Source organism: Clostridium zeae, assembly GCF_017312485.1.
In the GTDB taxonomy this organism is placed as follows: Bacteria; Bacillota; Clostridia; order Clostridiales; family Clostridiaceae; genus Clostridium_AR; species Clostridium_AR zeae.
Genome location: NZ_BMBA01000002.1, coordinates 1139445 through 1161282 on the forward strand (window position 1 = coordinate 1139445; position 21838 = coordinate 1161282).

Below are 21838 nucleotides of genomic sequence, written 5' to 3' on the forward strand. Positions count from 1 at the left end.
TTGAGCATAGAAAAAGTCGCTTTGATGGCGCACTCGCACATCAAAACGACTTGTTTCTTTCCTTGCTATATTGTTTTATGTAACTTCGAAACAGGGTTACTGTCTTAGACTGTATGTCCCTTTTCCTAGTAATCATATAAATATTTTGAGGTATTTTCTCTTTTAACCTTATTACTTTAAGTTTATCATTTTTAACTGCGTCTTCGATAAAGTCAACTGAAACTGCCACATAGCCATTGGCTTCGCATAATATATGCGCAGCTAATATATTTCCCATTTCATGCTTAACGTAAGGCGCAAATCCATATTCTAGACACTTATCAACTAAACTATGTTGTTTACCTGATTCTATAGACTTTAATACCAAAGGCATATTTTCCAATTCTAATATAGAAATTTCGTTTTTTACTGCCAATGGATGTTTTTTAGAAACTACTATTACTACTTCACCTGGAACAACCAGCTCATACTCACAATTTTCAATGTCCTCATGTCCAAGAACTAAGCCAACATCAGCCTGCTCTTCAAACAATTTATCAATAGGATATTCATCTGGAAATTCTCTTAATTTCATTTTTATGCTTGGATAAACACTAGAAAAACCAAATAACATGTCAGGAGGAACTGCAGATGTTGTTGCATATGTAACAACAACATTCAATAAAATATTTTTTCTACCGTTTATTATACTAATTTCTTTTTTTATGTCTTCCATCAGATAACAGATATGTTTAGCTCGAGCATATAACAATTCACCACATTCTGTAGCTTCCATTCCACGTGATCCTCTACAGAATAACTCAGCTTCCAAGTCCATTTCTAGCTGTTTTATTGTCTTACTTAATCCTTGAGGAGTAATAAATAAATCTTTGGCTGCCAAAGAAACACTTTTCTTCTCGTAAACTTTGATGAAATATTGTAACGCCTCTGTGTTCATACTTTTTCCTTTATACGCGTGTTAAGGGTTGAGATAGTTGATGTAAGTATAACATAAGGCATATGATTTTACAACATATGCCATGCTAATTGATACCAGCTTAATCTCTTTAATAGTCGTTACATTATTCTATAATTTTATTTACTCTCCATAATAGCTACTGCTGCAGCTCCTATTATTCCTGCTCTTGTTTTAAGTGCTGCTGGTACAACTTCACAGCTTTCACTTAAGACTTTAAAACACCTTTCCTTTACTACTTGCTTTACTTTATCAAACAGTATGTAGCTAAATCTTATGATATTTATATTGCGGTCTACCTACCTTACCGTATTCCACTAACTTCTCTATCTTATTATCTTTCTCCATATACTCAAGATATCTCCTAACAGTCACTCTTGCTATCCCTAGTTTCTCTGCGAGTTCTTCTGCTGTAACATCATCATAATTACTTTTTTCTATTTCATCCCATATTGCTCTATAAGTATATTTATTGAGTCCCTTTGCAAAATCATCTTCATTTTGAGAAACATTTGAACTAGCTATTAGCTTATCTAAATCTTTTTGTTCAATCTCATCATTTTTCTTGAACTTATAATACCTGCTCTTAAATTGTATAAGTGATTCCTTAAATCTTTCAAAGCTAAAAGGCTTTATGAGATAATCTACAACTCCATATCTGAAAGCATCCTGTATCCTTTCAATTGATTTATCTGCCGTAATCAAAATAACATCTATATCTATCTCTTCGCCTCTTATCCACTTCAAGAAATCAAGTCCATTTTCTTTAGGAAGATATACGTCCAGCAATATTAAATCTGGCTTCTTATGAGCTATATATTTTTTAGCCTCCTCAAGATTAGAAACTGCTTTATACAAATTAAAGCCTTCTATTCTTTTTAAAAACTTAGAATTTATTTCCCTAACCATCGGATCATCTTCAACAATCATTACCTCAATCAAGATTTCCACTCCTTGCCATAGGTATAGTTATATTCCAACTAACTCCATCCTCTACATTAAAGGTTATAACTCCGTTGTATTCATCAACTATTTTCTTTACAATAAACATGCCATGACCACGCTGTCCGTCCTTTGTTGAGAAACCTTGTTCATATATTTTTTCTCTATATTCTACTGGAATTCCTCCACCATTATCTTTAACTATTATATTTAGAAATCTTTCATTCTCAACTATTTTCACATATATTAATCCTGTACCATCATTTTTAACTTCATCTAAAGAATTTTCTATTAGGTTTCCTACAATAGATACAACTTCTTCAGAGGTCATGTGACTCGGCAGTTTTATAAGTTTTGAATCTTCATCAATTTTAAGTTTAACCCTGCTCTCCTCTGCCTTATTATACTTTGATAGTAATAGTGCTGATAAGGATGCATTTTTTATTTTCTCAGTTAATATATTACTTATATTACTTCTCACTTTAGCTATATCTGATATAAACTGAAGTGCTTCATCGTACTCTTCCAGCTGTATCAGTCCTGAAATTGTATGAAGCCTGTTCATAAATTCATGGTTTTGAGCTCTTAAGGACCAAGCCATTTTTTTAACCCCTGTAAGCTCTTCGGCAATTTTAGTTACCTCTGTTTTATCTCTAAAACTTGCAATAACACCTACAACCTTTCCCCTATTCGTTATAGGAATTCTATTAGTCATTATTATAGTATTATTTATTCTCTGCTCTTCTTCAAACTCAGATTTGCCAGTTTCTAATACAGTAATCATTCTAGTATTAGGAATAACTTCTTCTATATTTTTACCTATAATATCATCCTTATTTATTTTATCTTCAAAATGCAATATACTCAAAGCTGAATCATTTATAAGAGTAATCCTGCCTAGTTGATCAATAGCTACTAACCCTTCGTGAATTGCATCAATTATTCCCATTTTTTCATTATAAAGCTTTGTTATTTCCTCAGGTTCCAGCCCAAGTAAAGTCTTCTTTATGCTATTTGCAAGTAAAAATGCCCCTACTATTCCTGCTGTAAGTCCTCCAAACGTAATTAAAACTATATATATAATTGCAGTATGCTTAGCAGTTTCAATACTGTGAGTAAGAGTACCCACAGAAACAAATCCTATCTCTTGTTTACTTACAGGGTCATATATTGGAGCAAATGCTCTTAAGGCTTTTCCAAGTGTTCCTGTCGCTTCAGATATATAAGTTTCTCCTTTATGTGCTACCCTTTCTTCATCTCCTCCTACAAACTTTTTCCCAATCATATCAGGATTTGGATGAGAATATCTAATACCATCAATATCTACAACAATTATATACTCAATCTGATCTAAGTTTTTTAATTGCATATTAACGTATGGTCCGATCTTTTTGTTTGGATCTTTAATCTTTAATGAATCTACTATTTCGCTTGAATGTGCTACCATCTCAGCAACATTCATAATATTAGTTCTTGCCTTACTTTCAATATTCCCTGTCATCCATGAGGCTACAAAAAATATAATAATGGATATAGAAACACACACCACTGTAATAACTAATAAAGTAATCTTTGTCTGTAGTTTCATTGTTCTTTTCATATATAATCACCTAACCTAAAAATACTTAATTTAGTTATACATTACTTGCTAACAAGTCCATAAAAATAGACTATTAATTCTTCATTGTTTATTTTTATAAATACACTTCAATACATATATTCTACTTTAATGTGTAAATTATTAAAAAAGCTGATCTTAATTATACTGAGAAACTCACATAATATAAACTCAATTATAGCTTTTACACATACATCCAAAATAATCTCACTATAATTGCAAAATTAAAAGCGCAGAATCATAAAAGAACATTTATAACCTAGAAGAATTAACATAGGAATAACTACTTTGCTCCTATTATATAATACTTCTCTAATTATTGTCTTCCACTCTTCTGCACTTAATTTAATATTAGTCCAAAATGTCCAATTTATTCTATTTAACCTTAAAAACTTACCGAGTTATCTATATTATATATTTGTGGGTATATATTTTTATTTGTGGATTTTTTATACTACTGTTGAAATTAAGGTCCTTTTAGGGAGTGTAGGGTTAGGGTATACCTTAATTTCAACTCAATATTTTATCAGATTTAAGTTTTTTAAATTTACATTTACTATTATCCCGTGGCAACTTCGTTATTCATATTTTTCAGTTTCTTATTTCCAAGAACTTTAAATACATAAGATACAATGAAAGGACAAACTATAGCTGAAACTACACATGCTGCAGCAACTTGAGCTGTAGCTACTGTTGCAATTGCAGCTAAAGTTGGATCTGCTGCGGCAACAGCTGCAGGAGTTGCAACTGCATTTCCTGCTGTTGATCCTGTGGCAAGTCCAATTATAGGCTCTTCCTTAAATAATTTTAGAAGAACATAAGCACCTATTCCAGTAAATGCTGCTACAATACCTAATATTATTCCAGGGCCTCCTGCCTTCACAATAGTTTCAAGATTCATTCCTGCACCTAATGGGAATGAGAAGAATGGGATTAATAATAACTTACTGCTTCCAAGGAATTTTCTCATTTCAGAATCAATATTTCCTAAAATCATTCCGATTGCTATTGGTATTAATACTGCTAAAAGTGCTTTAAAAGGAATTTGAGCAAGTCCTGATGCACCTAATGCAACAAGAGTAAAGAATGGACCATCTTTTAAGGATAATAAAGCATAGGCACCTACATCAGTTTCATCTCCATATTGTGAAGCAAGTGATGCGTATAATCCACCATTACAATTTGTTAATGCTGCAAGAATTGCGAGTGGTGATAAGCCGAGTACACCAGCCGTTCCAAAAACTTTTCCTACGAATATACCTATTCCAGCACCTACTATGAATTTTCCTGTTATCAGCAATGCACCTTTTTTCAATGCTTTTGGTGCTAATTTAAAATTGATTTGTGAACCAATCAAAAACATAAAACAAGCAAGTATTGTTGATGATGCTGCTGGACCAAATAATGCTGTTGTAAATCCACCAATCTTCAAGAACTGTGGAAAAAACGTATTAACTAATACACCAAGAAATAATGGAACTACCATCATACCACCTGGTATTTTATCAAGGGTCTTCTTAATTGGAATTTGCATTTTTATACCTCCGTTTATTTTTTATATTTGTTCAAGATTTTTAAAAATTATTCTATTCCTACAGGAGATTCTATACTCTTGCTACTCCGCTTTCTCTTGCTGCCTTCTTTATTGCTTCAGCTACGTTAGCTGCAACAGTTCTGTCCAACGCATTTGGAATTACATTATTCTCATTTAAATCTTCATCTTTTATCATAGAAGCTATGGCATAAGCTGCTGCTATTTTCATCTCTTCATTGATTTCTTTTGCTCTAACATCCAATGCACCTCTGAATATTCCTGGGAAAGCTAGCACATTGTTAACTTGATTAGGAAAATCCGATCTACCTGTCCCTATAACCCTTGCACCTGCCGCCTTAGCTTCATCAGGCATTATTTCAGGAGTTGGATTTGCCATTGCAAATAGTATAGAATCTTTATTCATTGCTCTTACCATATCTTGACTTACTATACCTGGTGCAGAAACCCCTACAAATACATCAGCACCTACTAATGCATCAGCTAAAGTTCCTTTAATGTTATCTGGATTAGTTACTTTTGCAAGTTCTTTTTTAGCATCATCTACATTTTCTATTCCTCTATATAGGATACCAACCTTATCACAAGCGATTAGATTCTTCACACCTAAAGAAAGTAATAGCTTAGCTATAGCAGTTCCTGCAGCTCCAGCTCCATTTACAACAACCTTTATGTCTTCTATTTTTTTATCAACTACCTTCAAAGCATTTATCACACCAGCAAGAACAACTATGGCAGTACCATGTTGGTCATCATGAAATACTGGTATATCTAGTTCTTTCTTCAATCTTTCTTCAACTTCAAAGCATCTTGGTGCTCCTATGTCTTCTAGATTTATTCCACCGAAACCTGGTGCTATAAGCTTCACAGTTTTTACTATTTCATCTACATTCTTTGTATCTAAACATATTGGGAACGCATCAACATCTGCAAATGCTTTAAATAAAATTGCTTTACCTTCCATAACCGGTAGCCCTGCCTTTGGACCTATATCTCCAAGTCCTAGTACTGCTGTTCCATCTGTTACTACTGCAACTAGATTTCCTTTCGAAGTATATTTGTAGACGTTTTCTTCGTTCTCATGAATTTTCCTACATGGTTCTGCAACTCCAGGAGTGTAAGCTAAACTTAAATCCTCTCTTGTTTCAATTGCTACTTTTGATACTACCTCTATTTTTCCTATATTCTTTTCATGTAATTTTAAACTTTCTTCAAAATAATTCATCTTCTCTACCTGCCCTTCATTTTTATATCAAAACTCTGTAATCGTTTGCCATGAATACATAATAACATCGTGTTTGAAACATTAAAATATTATAAACTTTAAAAACAAATTGTGGTCATAAAGAATACTTTGTTATATATTTAACGTACTATTTCCTGATAAATCTCATCAAAATAACCGCCTTTAGCAGTCTTTTTGTAGATAACACTTAAAGTTTTTATGCGTTTGTAGATCCTCTTAAATCGCTGACATACACATTAAAAGAGCGCTTGATCTTTAACTATCAAGCGCTCTTTTATTAGCTTTAATAAATATATTCAATTTAATTATCATTTCTTTTATATATCACTTCTTTCTCATTTAGATTTATATATTGTAACCTTCAACGTTACTTTCTAGTACAGATGATATTCTAACTAGTTTCTTTGCTGTTATGGACATTTCACTTGTTATTGCTGCTTGCTCTTCTGTAGATGCTGTTACTTCTTCAGAAAGAGCTGCAATTTCTTGAGATTTAGCTGCTATACCTTCTACAGTATGTAATATTGTATTACTTGCCTTAGTTGTTTCTTGAAGAACTCCATGAACATCATTTATTTCTTTTGGAATGTCGTTTACTCTTGTGATAACTTCTTTAAAAGAACCAATGGTGTTATTTATATCGCTTCTGCTTTCTTCTACTATCTTAGTTACAAACTCTGTAGTATCATAAACCTCGTGAGTTGCTTGCATTATAGTGTTTACTAATTGAGTTATTCCCTTTGAAGATTTTAATACCTCTTCTGCTAATTTTCTTATTTCATGTGCTACAACTGAAAAACCTTTCCCAGCTTCACCAGCTCTGGCTGCCTCTATAGATGCATTTAATGCTAAGAGATTTGTTTGTGAAGCTACTCCATTTATAACATCAACTATTGAGTTAATCTGACTTATTGTTTCATCTAAATTTTCGACTTTAGTCTTAGCTAACTCAAAGGAATTCAACATTTCGTCTATACTACCAGATAGCTTGCCTATACTCTCTGTACCTTTGTTAGCATCTTCTCTTATGGCCTCGCCATCATTTGATAATAAAGTTAATCTATTATTCACATTGTTCAAATCTAGAGCAAACTTTTGCAAAAGGCTTACGGCTTCCTCTAGAGATTCTGCTTGCTTCATTCCCTCTTGGGATACACTTGTTACTGAAATAGCTATCTCTTCACTAGAAGCAGCTATTTGACCTCCGCCATTTGAAATACTTTTTGATATATTACTTAAACTTTCTGATATAACCCTAGTTTTTCTAACAAGTTCCTTCATATTATTTCTAGTTTTAGTACTTGCAGCTGCAAGCTTTCCTATCTCATCCTTACTTTTAATTTCATATTGTACTGTAAAGTCTCCATCCCCTGCTCTTTCAATAGCGTCTTTAACAATTTCTATTGGCTTTGCAATTCTTCTTCCAATAAATACTCCTGCAATAGCAGATAATGTTAAAACCAATATGGCACAAATTACACTTTCTATAATGGTACTTTTAATAGACTTTTGCATATTGTCAATAGATATTCCCACTGAAAGACTGTATACAACACTACTTCCATCTTTTATTGGAATTTCTACGTTGTATGCTGGAGTTCCCTTCCACTCAAACATATATGAACCTGTATTTCCTTTAAATACATTGTCTAATTCTGAGGAATCGATTTTTTCCCCAATAGAATCCTTTGAAGTTCCTGCTACAAGTGTTTTATCTGTTGATATTACACCTATATAACACAATTCCCCATCAGAGTATTTGTATGTTGAGTCTATTATACTTTGTATTGCATCTATATCTTTTATCCCTGCATTATCTATGCTTGCTCTTATATTATTCGCTAGGGTAAGTCCATCAGACTTCATTTGATTTTGTATCCCATTAATCATTTTATATGTAAGAAATGATGTACAAATAATTATTACTACTGCAGAAATTAAAACAAAATTGAAGATTAATTTTTTTCTTATAGAATTAAACATATTCTCCTCCTACACTCCACTGAATCTTTACTGTATATATTACAATTTTTTTACTGTACCCAAACTTATTTGTAGTGACTAATACTTAAGTTATACATACATTTCGTACGCGTACGAAACATATGTATAATAAACTTCCTTATAGTTAAATCTAATTCAATATATTAAATTTGTATTTAATATTTACTTATTAAACGCCTATAACTTCCTTAACTCCAGGAACCTCTTGCTTTAATCTTTCTTCAATTACCATCTTTATTGTCATCATAGCTCCAGGGCAATTTCCACAAGCACCTTGCATTTTTACGCTTACAACACCATCTTTGCTTACATTTACAAATTCAACATCTCCGCCATCCATTTGAAGCATTGGTCTTACTCTTTCTAGTGAATTAATTATTAATTCCTTCATATAAATCTTTCTCCTTTTTTTCGTACGCGTACGAATATTTTAATTAATAAAAAATGCCTCTAGAGCATTTTTATTATATTTTTAATTGCTTTATCTATATTATTCTCAAAGATTTTCCTTTGATCTACATCAAAATCACTTAATAGTAAATCTAAAAATTCTTTTTCTATAGCTTCAAGTCTATGTTTTATGCTTATAGCCTCAGGTGTTAAACTAATATATACACTTCTTTTATCTTCATTGCATATACATTTATTTACTAATCCTTGACTTTCGTATTTATTTATTATGTCAGACAAAGATGATTTAGATATTTTCCATATACTTGCTACTTCATTAAAAATCATTTTTGATCCATCATCAGGTAAAATACCAAATAATGCTGTGTGATTTTGTAATATAGGCAATCTCTCATCTTTTATTTTTTTTGTCAAAAACTTGTTGGATGCCTCATTAATTTTATTTATTTTACTAACGATGCATTTATTTTGCATTTTTACCACCTCATTCGTTCGGGTACGAATTAATTATAATATCATTATATAGTACTGTCAACATATTATTATTATATCCAAAAACTTATTTTATTAAGTAAAATAGCTGCTGAGCCCTCTTAAGTGACAAAAGAAAAACATAATAAAAGCTTTACAACTTCTTATAACTTAAAAACCATGAGAGAATGCAAGCAATTAAATGCAATAAAGAGATTCAATTTATCCTAAGGATTAAATCAATTAATATGAACGGATTTAATAATTTAATAAACTTGATAAACAGTAATAAATACCATATAATATTTTTAAAGAAAACTTTTAACACCGTATCAAGTTAATATAACTATCAATTATGTAAAATATTAAATTAATAATTTTAGTGGAGGATATCATGTGGACTAGAAAAGAATTAAAGGACAGAGCTAAGGCAATCTTAAGCAAAATATATTTAGGAGCACTTGGGGTTAGTATAGTAATAGCCTTGGCCGGAGGCAGTCCGAGCTGGAGTGGAAGCAGCTATCATTCAAGTAACACAAGAAATGATTTCTACTCAGGCATCAATAATGGTTTTTCAAATAATGTACCGAATAATTTTCATTCAACTATCTCTAATGTTTTTCCTATTCACTACCTGTTGCCATTTTTACTATTTGGACTTATAGCAGTATTAGGAGTAGCTGTTCTACGTATATTCCTTGGTTATTCTCTTGAGGTTGGCGGACGAAGATATTTTATTAAATCAGCCCAATATAAAAATAACAAAGGATGCTTTAGTTTTGGATTTAATGGATATAACTATGGTGGCATAGTAAAAACAATGTTAGTATCAAAAATCTTTATCTTCTTGTGGACTTTGTTATTAATAATCCCTGGTATAATAAAATCCTATGCATATAGCATGGTTCCATATATACTTGCTGATAACCCTAATATAGGAGTTAAGAAGGCAATTGCTTTAAGTAATGAAATGACCAGAGGTCATAAATTTGATATGTTCGTATTAGACTTATCCTTTATAGGTTGGTACCTCCTAGGTGCTTTAGCTTTCGGAATAGGTATAATTTTTGTACTTCCTTATCAAAATGCTACAGCTGCTGAATTATATTTAGTATTACGTAGAAATGCATTAAATAGTGGTTTTTGTACCTACGAAGACTTATTATTAGACAGAGCTGAACCATATGGTGCCGATAATATATGGTAATACAATAATTCATAAAGTATTTACAGTGAAAACCTTATTTATTTTAAAGGAGTGTATTTAGGAGAGCTACTAAGCTACTCCTATTACACTCCTTTTTATTTATATTTTAATACTATATCTATATTCATGCGTATCTTTTATTAATATTTTTGCTATTACTTACAATCAACTTTTTATATTCGCTATAATAAAAATTAATGTTGAATTTTAAGTGTAATTACTGAAAGTACTATTTACTATCTCTAATCTAACTATTTTTTCTGATCAAAAATGCATCTTCTACCATAAATTTTGTAACATTGATTACAAGAAACACATCTAGGTGCTTTGCAATCTCCACTTGCCCATTTATTTATAAGATCTGGTTCACTGATCATTGGACGACCTAATGCGAAGTACAGTATATTTGTACTATTCAGTATTTCATCCATAACTTCAATATGTCTGTTCCCACCAGTTAATATAACTGGAATATTTATTTCTTGAGCAAGCCGTGTGGCATGTTCTCTAAAGTATGATTCTCTATCTTTTGATATTGCTATTTTGGTTCTTGCTGGGCCTAATCCCTCTTTATTTACACTTAAATTTGATTCATCACCACCACTAACCTCTATTCCATCAATTCCTGCTTTCTCAAGAATTTTAGAAACTTCTATACTTTCCTCACTGGTTAGTCCATCTCTTGTAAAGTCCTCAGAATTAATCTTAATAAATATAGGAAACTCCTTTCCTACTACATCTCTAATTTCTTCAAATACTTCTAGAACAATTCTAGCTCTGTTTTTTATGCTACCACCATATTCATCTGTACGAACATTGTAATATGGATTTAAAAATTGGCTAAGCAAGTATCCATGTGCAGCATGAATTTCTACTCCATCAAAACCTGCTTGCTTAACTCTTGCTGCTGCTTTTCCATAGGATTTAACTAGATACCTTATATCCTCCTTACTCATTTCAACTGGTACAACCCCAGTTAACTCATTCTTAATATTAGAAGGCCCCCATATTATAGAACTTGGTGGAACTAAGTGGGTCATTGAACCTCCATATACAATTTGCATCACAATATTAGCTCCATTACTATGAACCATATTCGTTAGCTTTTGATATTCTTGTAAGAAACTATCATCATAAATTCCCATCATCCCTGGATTAGGTTGCTCATTCTTCTCAACAAATGCATAACCAGTAAATATTGTTCCTATTCCACCTCTCGCTAACTCTTCGTAAATATGAAATAATTCTTCTGTCATATGTCCATCTTCTGTGGCAAGGCCTTCCCATACAGCGGCTTTAAAGAACCTGTTTTTTAGTTTCATGTTTTTGATAGCTGTAGCTTCAAATAAATTCTTCATTATCTTCCCTCCAAATCTTGTACTTTTCATGAACCTATTGTATAATCAAACAAATTCAAAAGAAAGTATGCACTTTTTTGTTAGGTACTATCGAAAAGGAGAGTAATAAATGTTTGATAAAAATATTGTGGACATCGAACCATTTTCATATGCTTTGTCATTAATAGATGGCAAATGGAAAATGCATATTTTATTTTGGTTATGGAAAACAAATACCTTGAGATATGGAGAATTAAAAAGAGCTTTAGGTACTGTTACTCATAAGATGTTAAGTAACCAGTTAAAAGAATTAGAATCAGATGGTTTAATTATTAGGCAAGAATATCCTCAAATTCCACCAAAGGTAGAATATAGTTTATCTAACAAAGGCTTATCTCTAATGCCTGTTATGCAGGCACTTTGCAATTGGGGACACGAAAATATAGAAGATACACAACCATAAGTGCAAAAGATGAACCACTTCGATTCGAAATCTATTTTTAAAACTCTCATGAATTCTGGTGAAAAAATTTAAAAATATAAACTTTACTACGAAGTGGCTCATATACTTTTGTTTACTTTATGCGATTATTGTGCTCAACCTACTTAAATTATCCTCTAGTCTTTCCACCAGCAATATTATAAGTAACCCCATGTATATAGCTTGCCCTCTCTGATGCTAGATAGCAAACTAAATCTGCAACTTCTGATAATTTACCGGATCTTCCAAGTGGAGTAGTTGAAGTTTTGGCATATCCAGCTCGTAAATTATCTATTGTAATTCCTCTAGTATAAGATAGTGCAGTTTCATAATCTAAGGTTCTTAATCCAGTAGCTTCTAGTATCCCAGGTGCTACTCCAACAACTCTTATCCCTAACTTTCCTAGCTCCTTTGCCCATGATCTTGTGAAGGAATTTACGGCGTTCTTTGTAGCTGCATAAATGCTTTGACCTTCTGAGCCTTCAAGTCCACTTTCTGATGACATATTTATAATTACTCCTGATCCTTGTTGTAGCATTTCTCTAGCAGCTGCCTGTGCACAGAAAAACACTCCCTTAACGTTTACATTTACTATTTTATCAAAAACAGCTTCATCTAACTCGTACTTTCCATTAGCTTCTTTAGGATCTACTAATAATCTAGGTATATTTATCCCGGCATTATTTACTAGTATATCGATCTTCCCAAAGCTTTCTTTTGTATTTAAGATCATTGCTTTTACACTTTCAAAATCAGTTACATCTATTCTTTGATATAGTAACTTCCCGCTATTATCATTTAATTCAAATTCTGGTGCATTCACACTCATGTCACACACTACCACATTTGATCCGTTATTCAAAAATTCTTGTGCTACAGCTTTTCCAATCCCAGATGCTCCCCCTGTAACTATCACTGTTTTTTGTTCTATATTCAACCATGATTTTGGCATATTTATTCCCCCTATATTACGTCAGTATTACAAGTTTCATTGTTTTGCAGATTTACTAACCTTTTTTTAGTTTTCTCTCTACAATTTGCACTATAATTATATATTTATATCATTATTTAGCTGTCCAATTATAAAATTATATGAATCTTTGATTTTATATTTTAATGAAGTTTAAGCTACACATAATCTACTTGCAGTTCTTGCATAATGAGTTTTAATGCAAATCACTTTATCAATAATTGACTAATATCTTAAAACTTCTTATAATTTAAATAGATAATTAATTTCTGATTATTTTTATGATTGTACCAACGCCAATTGGTGCAATTTCTTTTTTTTCTAGATATAAAGTTCCACCTACCTTAGCTTCTGCTTCTCCTAGAAAGTTATAGGTTATATGGCCTAACTCATTTAAATTTGTATTTACCAATTCGCCTACTGCCTTTATTTTATATCCAATATCATTTAAATAAAGCATATCTTCTGGCTTGATTTCATCTATTAGATTATTTTCATAGTGGATAAAGCAGTATTCCTTCAAATCCTCTGGAGCATCTTCCTTAAAAGTTATAAACATATTTGCTTTAAGGAACTCTTGGGCCTTCTTACCTACATCTTCTATTCTTGTTCTATATATTACCTTCATAACCTTGTCCCTTTCTTACTTAATTCACTGTCATTGTTAACTATATAATCCAAAGCTCACAATCCATGCTATTACAACTGTTGGTGCACCTGTTAAGAATCTTGAATATAATACTGATGGAACACCTACCTGTACAGTATCTGCTTCAGCTTCTGCAAGTCCTAATCCAACTGGAATAAAATCTGCTGCTGCTTGTGCGTTTATTGCGAATAACGCAGGTAAAGCTAAATGTGGTGGTATACTTCCTTTTCCGATTTCAGTACCTATTAATACTCCAACTATCTGAGCAATAACAGCACCAGGCCCTAAGAATGGTGAAAGTAATGGAAATGAGCATATAAGAGATAACACTATTAATCCTCCAACATTACCAACTAGTGGTGTAAGTAGATGTGCTATCCAAGTACCAATTCCTGATTGATTTATAATACCTATTAGTACTGCAACGAATGCCATAAATGGTAATATTGTATGAATAACTGTATCAATAGTATCTCTTCCTGCTTGAAATAATGTACTACTTATATTTCCTAAAGCTATACCTATCTTTCCTACTATTCCACCGGTTTGTTGACTAATTTTCTTTTTTGTATCATAACCCATTGAATTTGCCTCCTTTATTCTAAATATTAAGTTTACTCAACTACTTGAACATCTTGTGGTCTTACTGCCGAAACATATATATCTTCTTTTATAAACATTGCCAAAGGGCCACTTCTACCTGTCTTCATAATATTTACTGTTGGAATCTTCTTCTGTGGATATATGCCACATCTTAATGTTCCTCCACAGTTAATTACGACACAAGCAATCTCATCATCTTTAACCCCTTTTGTAAATCCATCTACCAATTCACATCCTGTTAATTCTGCTATTTTCACAGCAGTTTCTGGCCTAGCTCCTCCAGTGATATAAACTACTTTGCTTCTTTTTTCTGTAGGTTGTATTACTAACGGGCCGCCCCATCCGCCAGATCCTTTACTTATCTTCACTTTTTTGTATTCCATATTGCTTCAACTCCTTTTCTTTTTTAATTCATTTTGATATTAATTACCTAGCTTTACTTCAGTACTTAATTTAACGCCTTGTTGTCTTTCTACATACGCAGTTGTAAAATCTGTTATCCAGCCTCTAAAGAAGTTGGTAACCATACCAACAAGTAGATATCTAATAGCTAAGTCTGTAGTTGAAAATCCTAATTTAGTAACACCTGCTGCAATTCCTAAGAATACAAATAGCTCTCCTGGGTTAATATGTGGAAATAAACCATTCATTGTGTGACAGGAAAAACTTGCTGCTGCATAATAGCTTGGTTTGTATTTTTCAGGCATAAATTTTCCTAAAGATAAAGTCATCGGATTGGCAAAAACAAATGTGCCTATTACTGGTAATATTAAATATCTTGTTACTGGGTTTTTAGAACATTTTGCTGCTAACCTCTCTATTTTTTCATCACCAATAAATTTTATTATTGCATTCATTGTTACAAGTAATGCTATTAATAATGGTACTATACCTGTTACAAAGGATACGAACTGGTTACCACCTGCTCTGAATAAATTCATGAAATTATCTGCGCCTTTTGCTAAAATCTCAAATATTTGTGACATAAATGAACCTCCTGATTTTTATATTTTAATGTTAACCAACCACTCCTGTATTCCCCTGACCTTCACTCACCTCCTTATTTTTAAACGCTTTATAATTCTTTACAGCATCTAAAATTGCTTTTTTGAGTGGTTTGTTAAAATCTCTTACATCGTTCTCATCGAGCTGCCCTATATTCTTGCCTTCCAATCCTTTAAACGCTTTAACTCTTGCAGCAACTGTTACACCTTGCATAATTCTTGACTCTTGAATTAGTCCATAATCATCTATTCTTATTAGCACTATGGCCCCAGATGTAAATCTTCCTTTCTTCCTTCCTATCGCTACCTTCCCCAACCTTCTAAGTTCCATATACTCTTTATTAAAATTTTTAATTTGTAATAATCCGAAGAGAAAATTTAATATCCAAACACTAATTCCTGCTACCATTAAAAAACGAACTGAATTCATTTGCTATCTCCTCCTAAAAACTTCTTCAAATTCATTGTAATTGTTAGTCTTAATCAGATTGTGAACTATCTTTTTGTTATTTGATAGGTTTATTATTTCCTCATAAGTCTTAACAATCATCTCTGTCCTATTTTTATCTTCTGTTGGTATTGCCATTAATATTATAAGTCCAACTTCTTTTCCATCTACTAGAATTAATCTATCTAATATACCATATGAAACTACAACTTCATTTACAATTTCATCTACTGCGTGTGGCAATGCTATATACCCGCCAAAGGCTGTTCCAGCTTTCTTTTCTCTTTCAATAACCCTCTTCTTAAAATCGTTAGATACTATACTTCTTTCTATTAATCTATCTAGCATAACTTGTATATTTTCTATTAACGTATTTTCTTTTAGGTAGAAAACAAGCTCTTTATCTAATATCCTGTCTAAGATATATCTTCCTTCATTAAAAGCCCCTTTATTACTTCTATATAAAAATACCTGACTTTCTATTTCCTCCTTTAGCTGGGCTTCATCAAAAATTGAGGTTATCTTCACTACAACCTTATCTGTTTGTATACTTAAATCTACAGTAGTAAAAATCATGTCATATTCCATTGCTATTTCTGATGAAAAGTCTCCGTCTGAGAATGAGTTAAATTCTATATTTTCACCTAACAGTTTTCTTAACTTTATAATCAATAGTTGAGCAGTACCAAACCCCGTACTACAGATAACTGCTGCTTTACTTATTTTGATAAACTTCTCATTAGCCTTCTCTATATAAGTACCAAAATGCAGTGCTAAATATCCTATCTCATCCTCTCCTACTTTAACCTCATATCTTTCTTCTATTACCATCACTGCTATCTTAGCAACCTCATAAGGAAGTTTGCATTTCTCTTTTATTTCATCTATCATTGGATTTTTATATTTTAAATTAAGCGCTAGCCTATTTAATGCATAGTGCAGATGATACTCCAATGCTTTAACCTGTTTTTCATCCTCTTCTAACCTTAAACCAGTAAATTCAGAAACTCGTTTAAATATCTCTTTTCTTAATTCTGTTATATTTTGTCCTACTGATGAAGTTATTAAGGAGTCATGATAAAGAGGAGCATTTCTCACTAGTAAGGGCATTACTATAAACGTTGTTTCTAAATCGTCAATTTTAGTATTTAAAGCTGCTTCAATTATGTTCTTTATGATTTCTCCAACAAAATACTCTTTAGATTCACTTATTATCTTGTATTGCTCCTTAACTAAACGTATCTTATTGTTATTATTTATTCTTAGCAGCATTACTACTATATATCTAACTAAATTATCTATTAACGCCTCAGTGAAACTGAACTTGATTTTTTTTAGATTGATTTTTATTTCATTTCTTATATTCAATATTTCTTCTTTAGATACAATGTTATTATTTTCCATTAAAATTATTGCATCCTCATATGACTTACATATATGTTCAAGTATTATTAGCCTTAAGTTAATTTCATCTCCTTCAATTTTAATCCCTGAGTTTGTTTTTCTTTTTAAAACTAACCCATATTTACTTAATTGCTTATCCACTTTCTTTAAGTCATTAACCAAGGTTGTCCTACCTACATTTATTTCTTCCGCTAGCTCATCAATCGTTACCATTTCATTAAGTGCAGCCAACCTATTAATCAGATATTCAATTCTTTCTTCAGGATTATTTAATTGAGAGAATTCTTGTTTTTTTCTTCTGTTTAAGTCTAATAACTCTTGAAACCTTTGTTGGTCTCTTATATTTAGCTTATATCTCGAGTTATCATCTTTTATTATCTCTACTACATTACTTGGAATATCATTCTGCAATTGTTTTAGATAGGTTCTAACACTTCTTGTACTTACATCTAGTTCTTCAGATAACTTTTCCAAAGCAATTCCTTTATTTTTAGCCAATATTTCAAGTATTGTAAATAACCTTCTTTCTAATAATACTGTAATCATTTTCATCCCCTCTTTTCACCTTACAAGTCTATATTAATACAATTATATCATCTATTTAATATATTATTTTTCATTGATGGTTTGAAAAAGTTTGTACTAAATTAATTGTAATATTTCTTCTAAAATAATAAAAAACCATCACTTTAAAAGTTATGGTTTTTCATTGCATAAATTCTTTTTATTTTTATAAATCATGAAAAATTGGTTTCATCTTCTCAAAGGTGCAAAATTGTTTGTATCCTAAACTTTTCAATTCTTCTCTTACAAGCTGAATATTATAACCAACATGTTCTTCTTTATGTGAGTCTGATCCTATAGTAATAATATTTCCACCTAACTCTCTATATAGCTTTAATATTTCTCTTGAAGGAGTTAAATCACATAACCCATATCTAAAACTTGAGGTATTAACCTCTATTCCTTTATCATTTGCTATTACATGTTTCAAAATTTCTATCACAATATTTTTTACTTTTTCAAAGGGATATTCTCCAATTTCGTCATATCTTTTAATCATATCCAGATGACCTAATATGCTATAGTCTTCATACTTCCTTATAACTTTTAGTATTTCTTCATAATACTTCTCGTTATATTCTTTTTGAGTTTTTCCCTTTTGAAAATCCTGAGTCCAAAATTCTTTATCATTTACCTGGTGACAAGAAAGTATAACAAAATCAAAATCATATTTATCAAAATCTTTTTGGCATTGATCAATTGTATGAACTTGCATTCCAAATTCAATGCCCAACTTTAAAGTAATTTCATTACTATATCTTTCCTTACACCTTTTGAACTCTTTTATATATTCTATATAATCACAGTTTAAATCCGTCTTTACTCCATAATCCACATGATCAGTAAAACATATCTCATCAAGACCCAAGGATATTGCTTGTTTAATCTCCTCTTCCATTGGATAAGTAGAGTCATCACTAAAACTTGTATGCATATGGTAATCCGCTAACATATGTAATCCTCCCCAAGTATATCTTTTTATATTGTAAAAATCCTTTAAATTTTGTCCACCTCTAAAACAGCTCTAATTTCACTTTCTCCTATCATAATAACATACATAATTCAATTATATCTTATAGATAAACTACTTCAATCCTTAAACTCCAAATAAAGATTTCTATGATTCTATGAATCTTTATTTGGATAAATTCTAATATGAAGTATTTTATTTAAATAAATGTTATGTGACCATAACGAAAAGAGTTTGACAACTTAAATTTCATAATTTTTTTGTCTATTATTGGTTAAAATAATTTAAGTCTAAATCGAGTTTCAAATTCTTAGAATAAAGGTGGATTACAAATGGACTTTTTATACAGCCAGGAATCACTTAGTGTTGTAGAGTGGATCTTACGTGCAATTATTGCTTTTTTCTTTTTGTTGGTTGTCGCTAGAACCTTAGGCCAGCGTGCTATTTCCCAGTTAAGACTCATTGATTTTGTTATTTCTCTAGTAATCGGAAATATTATTGCTCATCCATTATCCGATGAACACCTTGGACTTGAAGGTTCTATGATTACAACAATTGTATTGGTTTTACTTTATCTTGGTGGCATATTTAGTATGCTTGAATTTCCCTATATACGCAAACTTATAAACAGTCATCCAATCATAGTGGTTAAAGATGGTGAAATTTTTTATGAAGGCTTAAAAAAAGCGAGGATCTCTATTGATGTATTACTAGAAGAGTTACGAGAAGCAAAAGTAGAAGATGTGAAAAAGGTAGCTTTAGCAATTTGGGAGGCTAACGGCAAGTTTTCAGTTTTCCTAAATCCAAAATATGAACCTATTACACCTTTGCACTATCAGATAGAAACAGCCCCTTTTAATATGCCTAGATCTATTATTAAAGATGGAAAAATTGATTATAAGGAGCTTGCACATATACAAAAAGATGAGCACTGGTTAGTTTCTAGTTTAGAAAGCTCTTATCAAACTAAAGTAAAAAATGTTCTCCTTGCCACAGTTGATGATGAATACAATCTAAAAGTCTTTTTATATAAATAAACCCTTAATGATAAATATATCTATTTATCATTAAGGGTTTATTTTTAAGGATTACCAATTCTAAAACTAAAGATGTTTTCAAATTCTCACCTCAGAATCAAGAGGAGTTTTGAAAATAAATTTATGATTAAAGTGTTTCATCCTTATATATACTTCACATATCTCTTAATAACTTTCGCCATAGGTAATCCTAATGCCACTCCTATAACAATCTGTGCTACATTTCCAGGGATTGATCCTACCGGCGTAATCCAATTTCCATAAAGGACTCCTTCAGTAATATAATATCCAAAGATCATCCAAATACCAGATAATATCATTGCAACTGAATTTAAGATAAAGCTATCGCCAGATTTATTTTTACTCCAAGCAATAGTTCCAACCATATAACCCATTACTCCTCTTACTACAAAAGTAAATGGTGCCCATAGTGCCCATCCTGAAGATAAATCAAAAATAGCCATCCCAACAGCCCCTGCAATGGCACCTTTTTCTTTACCAAAAACAATTGCTGTAATAAATAGCATTACAGTTCCTAAATGAACTAATCCACCATTAGATAAGAACGGTAATCTAACGTTAATAAATGCTGTTGCTACAAATACTAGTGCGGTTAATAGTGCTGTTATAACCATATCCTTTGTTTTAAATCTACTTTTTCCTCTATTTACTTCCATTTCTTGCCCCACCTTTATTTATTTTTTTAAATTTAATTTTTTAAGTATTTATTAAATAGCCCCACTAAATCTTTTTCACTATTGAAGCCTAAATCTTTTAGCCCTTTATCTATTACATTTAATGCGTAAATAATTTTATCTTCACGAGCATTTTCTCCCATATGTCCTATTCTTAAAATTTCATTATCATATGGTTTCAAAGACGTAATAATTAAGGTATTATATTTCTTTAACATATGTTCTTTAAGCTGCAATGCACCTATACTATCTGGTATCTTAACAGCAGTAACTGTATTAGAATATCCACTTTCTAAAAATAATTCTAGTCCATATTCCTTTATGGCTTCTCTAGTTGCTACAGCAATCTTCTCATGTCTATCAAATACCTCTTGAATACCCTCATCTAAGATGTTGTCTGCTGCTTTACTTAGACCCATGATATCACTTATTGGCATCGTATATGGAAACCACTTATTTTCATAATAGTTTTCCCAAATAGTTAAATTACAATAAAATCCTACAATAGGAGTTTTTCTATTCTTCATTGCCAATTTAGCTTTTTCACTGATGCTCACCATCGTTAATCCTGCTGGGGCTGAAAAGGCTTTTTGTGACCCACCTAAAGCTATATCAACTCTCCACTCGTCTACTTTTATTTCTTCTCCAGCCATTGCTGAAACAGAATCAACAACGGTTAAAATCCCATACTCACTTAATATTGGGCATATCTTAGATAAATCATTTAAAACTCCTGTTGGCGTATCACAATGTACTATTGTTGCATACTTAAAGTTACGATCTTTTTCTAAAAATTCCTTTAACTTGTTTGCGTCTATATCCTTGTTATAATCGTCCGAAAAGTATACGCTCTCTCCACCATACATTTCAACGAAGTCTTTAAACCCTCTTCCATAAATACCGTTATCTAATACAAGAACTCTATCACCTGGCTCTGTAAGAGATGCACATGCTGCTTCTAGACCTAAAATCCCTTCCCCGCTCAATATGTAAACTGGACTTTCGGTTTTTATTATCTTACCTATCTTATCGCAAGTATTTTTATAGAATTCTATAAATTCTTTATCAACATCAGGGTTAGTGGTTTCCCTAGATCTTTCTATTCTCACGTTCTCTTTTACACTAGTAGGTCCTGGCGCATAGACAAATTTATCATTCATTAACGATACCTCCTCTTTTATAGCTATACAAGTTCGATCCGAAATTTATTTTTAAAACTCTCACGTTTTCTGATGAAAGAATTTAAAAATATAAATTCTAATACGAAGTA

20 protein-coding genes and 1 pseudogene are annotated in these 21838 nt (G+C 31.5%); 3 read left to right on the plus strand and 18 right to left on the minus strand.

The genetic code is table 11. The features are described from left to right. Positions 1 to 40: 40 nt before the first annotated feature. The 8 genes from J3477_RS14290 to J3477_RS14325 form a co-directional block, all read right to left on the minus strand. Entirely contained in the window at positions 41 to 937 is an 897-nt protein-coding gene (locus J3477_RS14290) for a LysR family transcriptional regulator (protein WP_206870615.1), read from the minus strand. Between the two features lie 285 nt (positions 938 to 1222). Continuing rightward, a complete protein-coding gene (locus tag J3477_RS14295) occupies positions 1223 to 1897 on the minus strand; it encodes a response regulator (protein ID WP_206870616.1) in 675 nt (224 codons plus the stop codon). Further along, the gene (locus J3477_RS14300; RefSeq protein WP_206870617.1) at positions 1890 to 3497 is read right to left on the minus strand and encodes an ATP-binding protein; all 1608 of its coding nucleotides are present in this window, start codon (positions 3495 to 3497) and stop codon (positions 1890 to 1892) included. Before J3477_RS14300 ends, J3477_RS14295 begins: the two co-directional genes overlap by 8 nt. A 577-nt stretch (positions 3498 to 4074) precedes the next feature. Then, positions 4075 to 5049: a 2-keto-3-deoxygluconate permease gene (locus tag J3477_RS14305; protein ID WP_206870618.1), complete on the minus strand. Its 975-nt coding sequence runs from the start codon at positions 5047 to 5049 to the stop codon at positions 4075 to 4077. 70 nt (positions 5050 to 5119) lie between these two features. Next, on the minus strand, positions 5120 to 6292 hold the full coding sequence (locus J3477_RS14310; RefSeq protein WP_206870619.1) for an NAD(P)-dependent malic enzyme: 1173 nt from the start codon (positions 6290 to 6292) through the stop codon (positions 5120 to 5122). 366 nt (positions 6293 to 6658) lie between these two features. Then, a complete protein-coding gene (locus J3477_RS14315) occupies positions 6659 to 8296 on the minus strand; it encodes a methyl-accepting chemotaxis protein (protein WP_206870620.1) in 1638 nt (545 codons plus the stop codon). 190 nt (positions 8297 to 8486) lie between these two features. After that, on the minus strand, positions 8487 to 8708 hold the full coding sequence (locus J3477_RS14320; RefSeq protein WP_206870621.1) for a NifU family protein: 222 nt from the start codon (positions 8706 to 8708) through the stop codon (positions 8487 to 8489). Positions 8709 to 8767: 59 nt separating this feature from the next. Next, positions 8768 to 9202: a helix-turn-helix domain-containing protein gene (locus tag J3477_RS14325; RefSeq protein ID WP_206870622.1), complete on the minus strand. Its 435-nt coding sequence runs from the start codon at positions 9200 to 9202 to the stop codon at positions 8768 to 8770. Positions 9203 to 9593: 391 nt separating this feature from the next. Between J3477_RS14325 and J3477_RS14330 the strand changes: the two genes are divergently transcribed. Beyond that, entirely contained in the window at positions 9594 to 10406 is an 813-nt protein-coding gene (locus tag J3477_RS14330) for a DUF975 family protein (RefSeq protein WP_206870623.1), read from the plus strand. 251 nt (positions 10407 to 10657) lie between these two features. Here the strand turns inward: J3477_RS14330 and J3477_RS14335 are convergent, their stop codons facing one another. Further along, positions 10658 to 11764, minus strand: a complete 1107-nt coding sequence (locus J3477_RS14335; RefSeq protein ID WP_206870624.1) for an NADH:flavin oxidoreductase — start codon at positions 11762 to 11764, stop codon at positions 10658 to 10660. A gap of 109 nt (positions 11765 to 11873) precedes the next feature. Between J3477_RS14335 and J3477_RS14340 the strand changes: the two genes are divergently transcribed. Further along, positions 11874 to 12206, plus strand: coding sequence for a winged helix-turn-helix transcriptional regulator (locus J3477_RS14340; protein WP_206870625.1), 333 nt, complete (start codon positions 11874 to 11876; stop codon positions 12204 to 12206). A 148-nt stretch (positions 12207 to 12354) separates the two neighbouring features. On the opposite strand, the gene J3477_RS14345 is transcribed toward J3477_RS14340, so the two are convergent. From J3477_RS14345 to J3477_RS14380, 7 genes and pseudogenes are all read right to left on the minus strand, one after another. Next, entirely contained in the window at positions 12355 to 13176 is an 822-nt protein-coding gene (locus J3477_RS14345; RefSeq protein WP_206870626.1) for an SDR family oxidoreductase, read from the minus strand. 280 nt (positions 13177 to 13456) lie between these two features. Next, entirely contained in the window at positions 13457 to 13822 is a 366-nt protein-coding gene (locus J3477_RS14350) for a PTS glucitol/sorbitol transporter subunit IIA (protein WP_206870627.1), read from the minus strand. A gap of 36 nt (positions 13823 to 13858) precedes the next feature. Beyond that, positions 13859 to 14829 (minus strand): annotated as a pseudogene (gene srlE, locus J3477_RS26125) (PTS glucitol/sorbitol transporter subunit IIB). Positions 14830 to 14868: 39 nt separating this feature from the next. Then, the gene (srlA, locus tag J3477_RS14365) at positions 14869 to 15432 is read right to left on the minus strand and encodes a PTS glucitol/sorbitol transporter subunit IIC (RefSeq protein ID WP_206870630.1); all 564 of its coding nucleotides are present in this window, start codon (positions 15430 to 15432) and stop codon (positions 14869 to 14871) included. 31 nt (positions 15433 to 15463) lie between these two features. Beyond that, positions 15464 to 15880, minus strand: a complete 417-nt coding sequence (locus tag J3477_RS14370; protein ID WP_206870631.1) for a transcriptional regulator GutM — start codon at positions 15878 to 15880, stop codon at positions 15464 to 15466. A gap of 3 nt (positions 15881 to 15883) precedes the next feature. Further along, positions 15884 to 17848: a BglG family transcription antiterminator gene (locus tag J3477_RS14375; RefSeq protein ID WP_206870632.1), complete on the minus strand. Its 1965-nt coding sequence runs from the start codon at positions 17846 to 17848 to the stop codon at positions 15884 to 15886. A 184-nt stretch (positions 17849 to 18032) separates the two neighbouring features. After that, the gene (locus J3477_RS14380) at positions 18033 to 18818 is read right to left on the minus strand and encodes a histidinol-phosphatase HisJ family protein (RefSeq protein ID WP_206870633.1); all 786 of its coding nucleotides are present in this window, start codon (positions 18816 to 18818) and stop codon (positions 18033 to 18035) included. A 350-nt stretch (positions 18819 to 19168) separates the two neighbouring features. Between J3477_RS14380 and J3477_RS14385 the strand changes: the two genes are divergently transcribed. Then, complete coding sequence (locus tag J3477_RS14385) at positions 19169 to 19873, plus strand: DUF421 domain-containing protein (protein WP_206870634.1); 705 nt, start codon at positions 19169 to 19171, stop codon at positions 19871 to 19873. 143 nt (positions 19874 to 20016) lie between these two features. On the opposite strand, the gene J3477_RS14390 is transcribed toward J3477_RS14385, so the two are convergent. Both J3477_RS14390 and J3477_RS14395 read right to left on the minus strand, forming a co-directional pair. Continuing rightward, a complete protein-coding gene (locus tag J3477_RS14390; RefSeq protein WP_206870635.1) occupies positions 20017 to 20550 on the minus strand; it encodes an ECF transporter S component in 534 nt (177 codons plus the stop codon). A 32-nt stretch (positions 20551 to 20582) separates the two neighbouring features. Continuing rightward, entirely contained in the window at positions 20583 to 21728 is a 1146-nt protein-coding gene (locus tag J3477_RS14395; protein WP_206870636.1) for a pyridoxal-phosphate-dependent aminotransferase family protein, read from the minus strand. Positions 21729 to 21838: the final 110 nt, after the last annotated feature.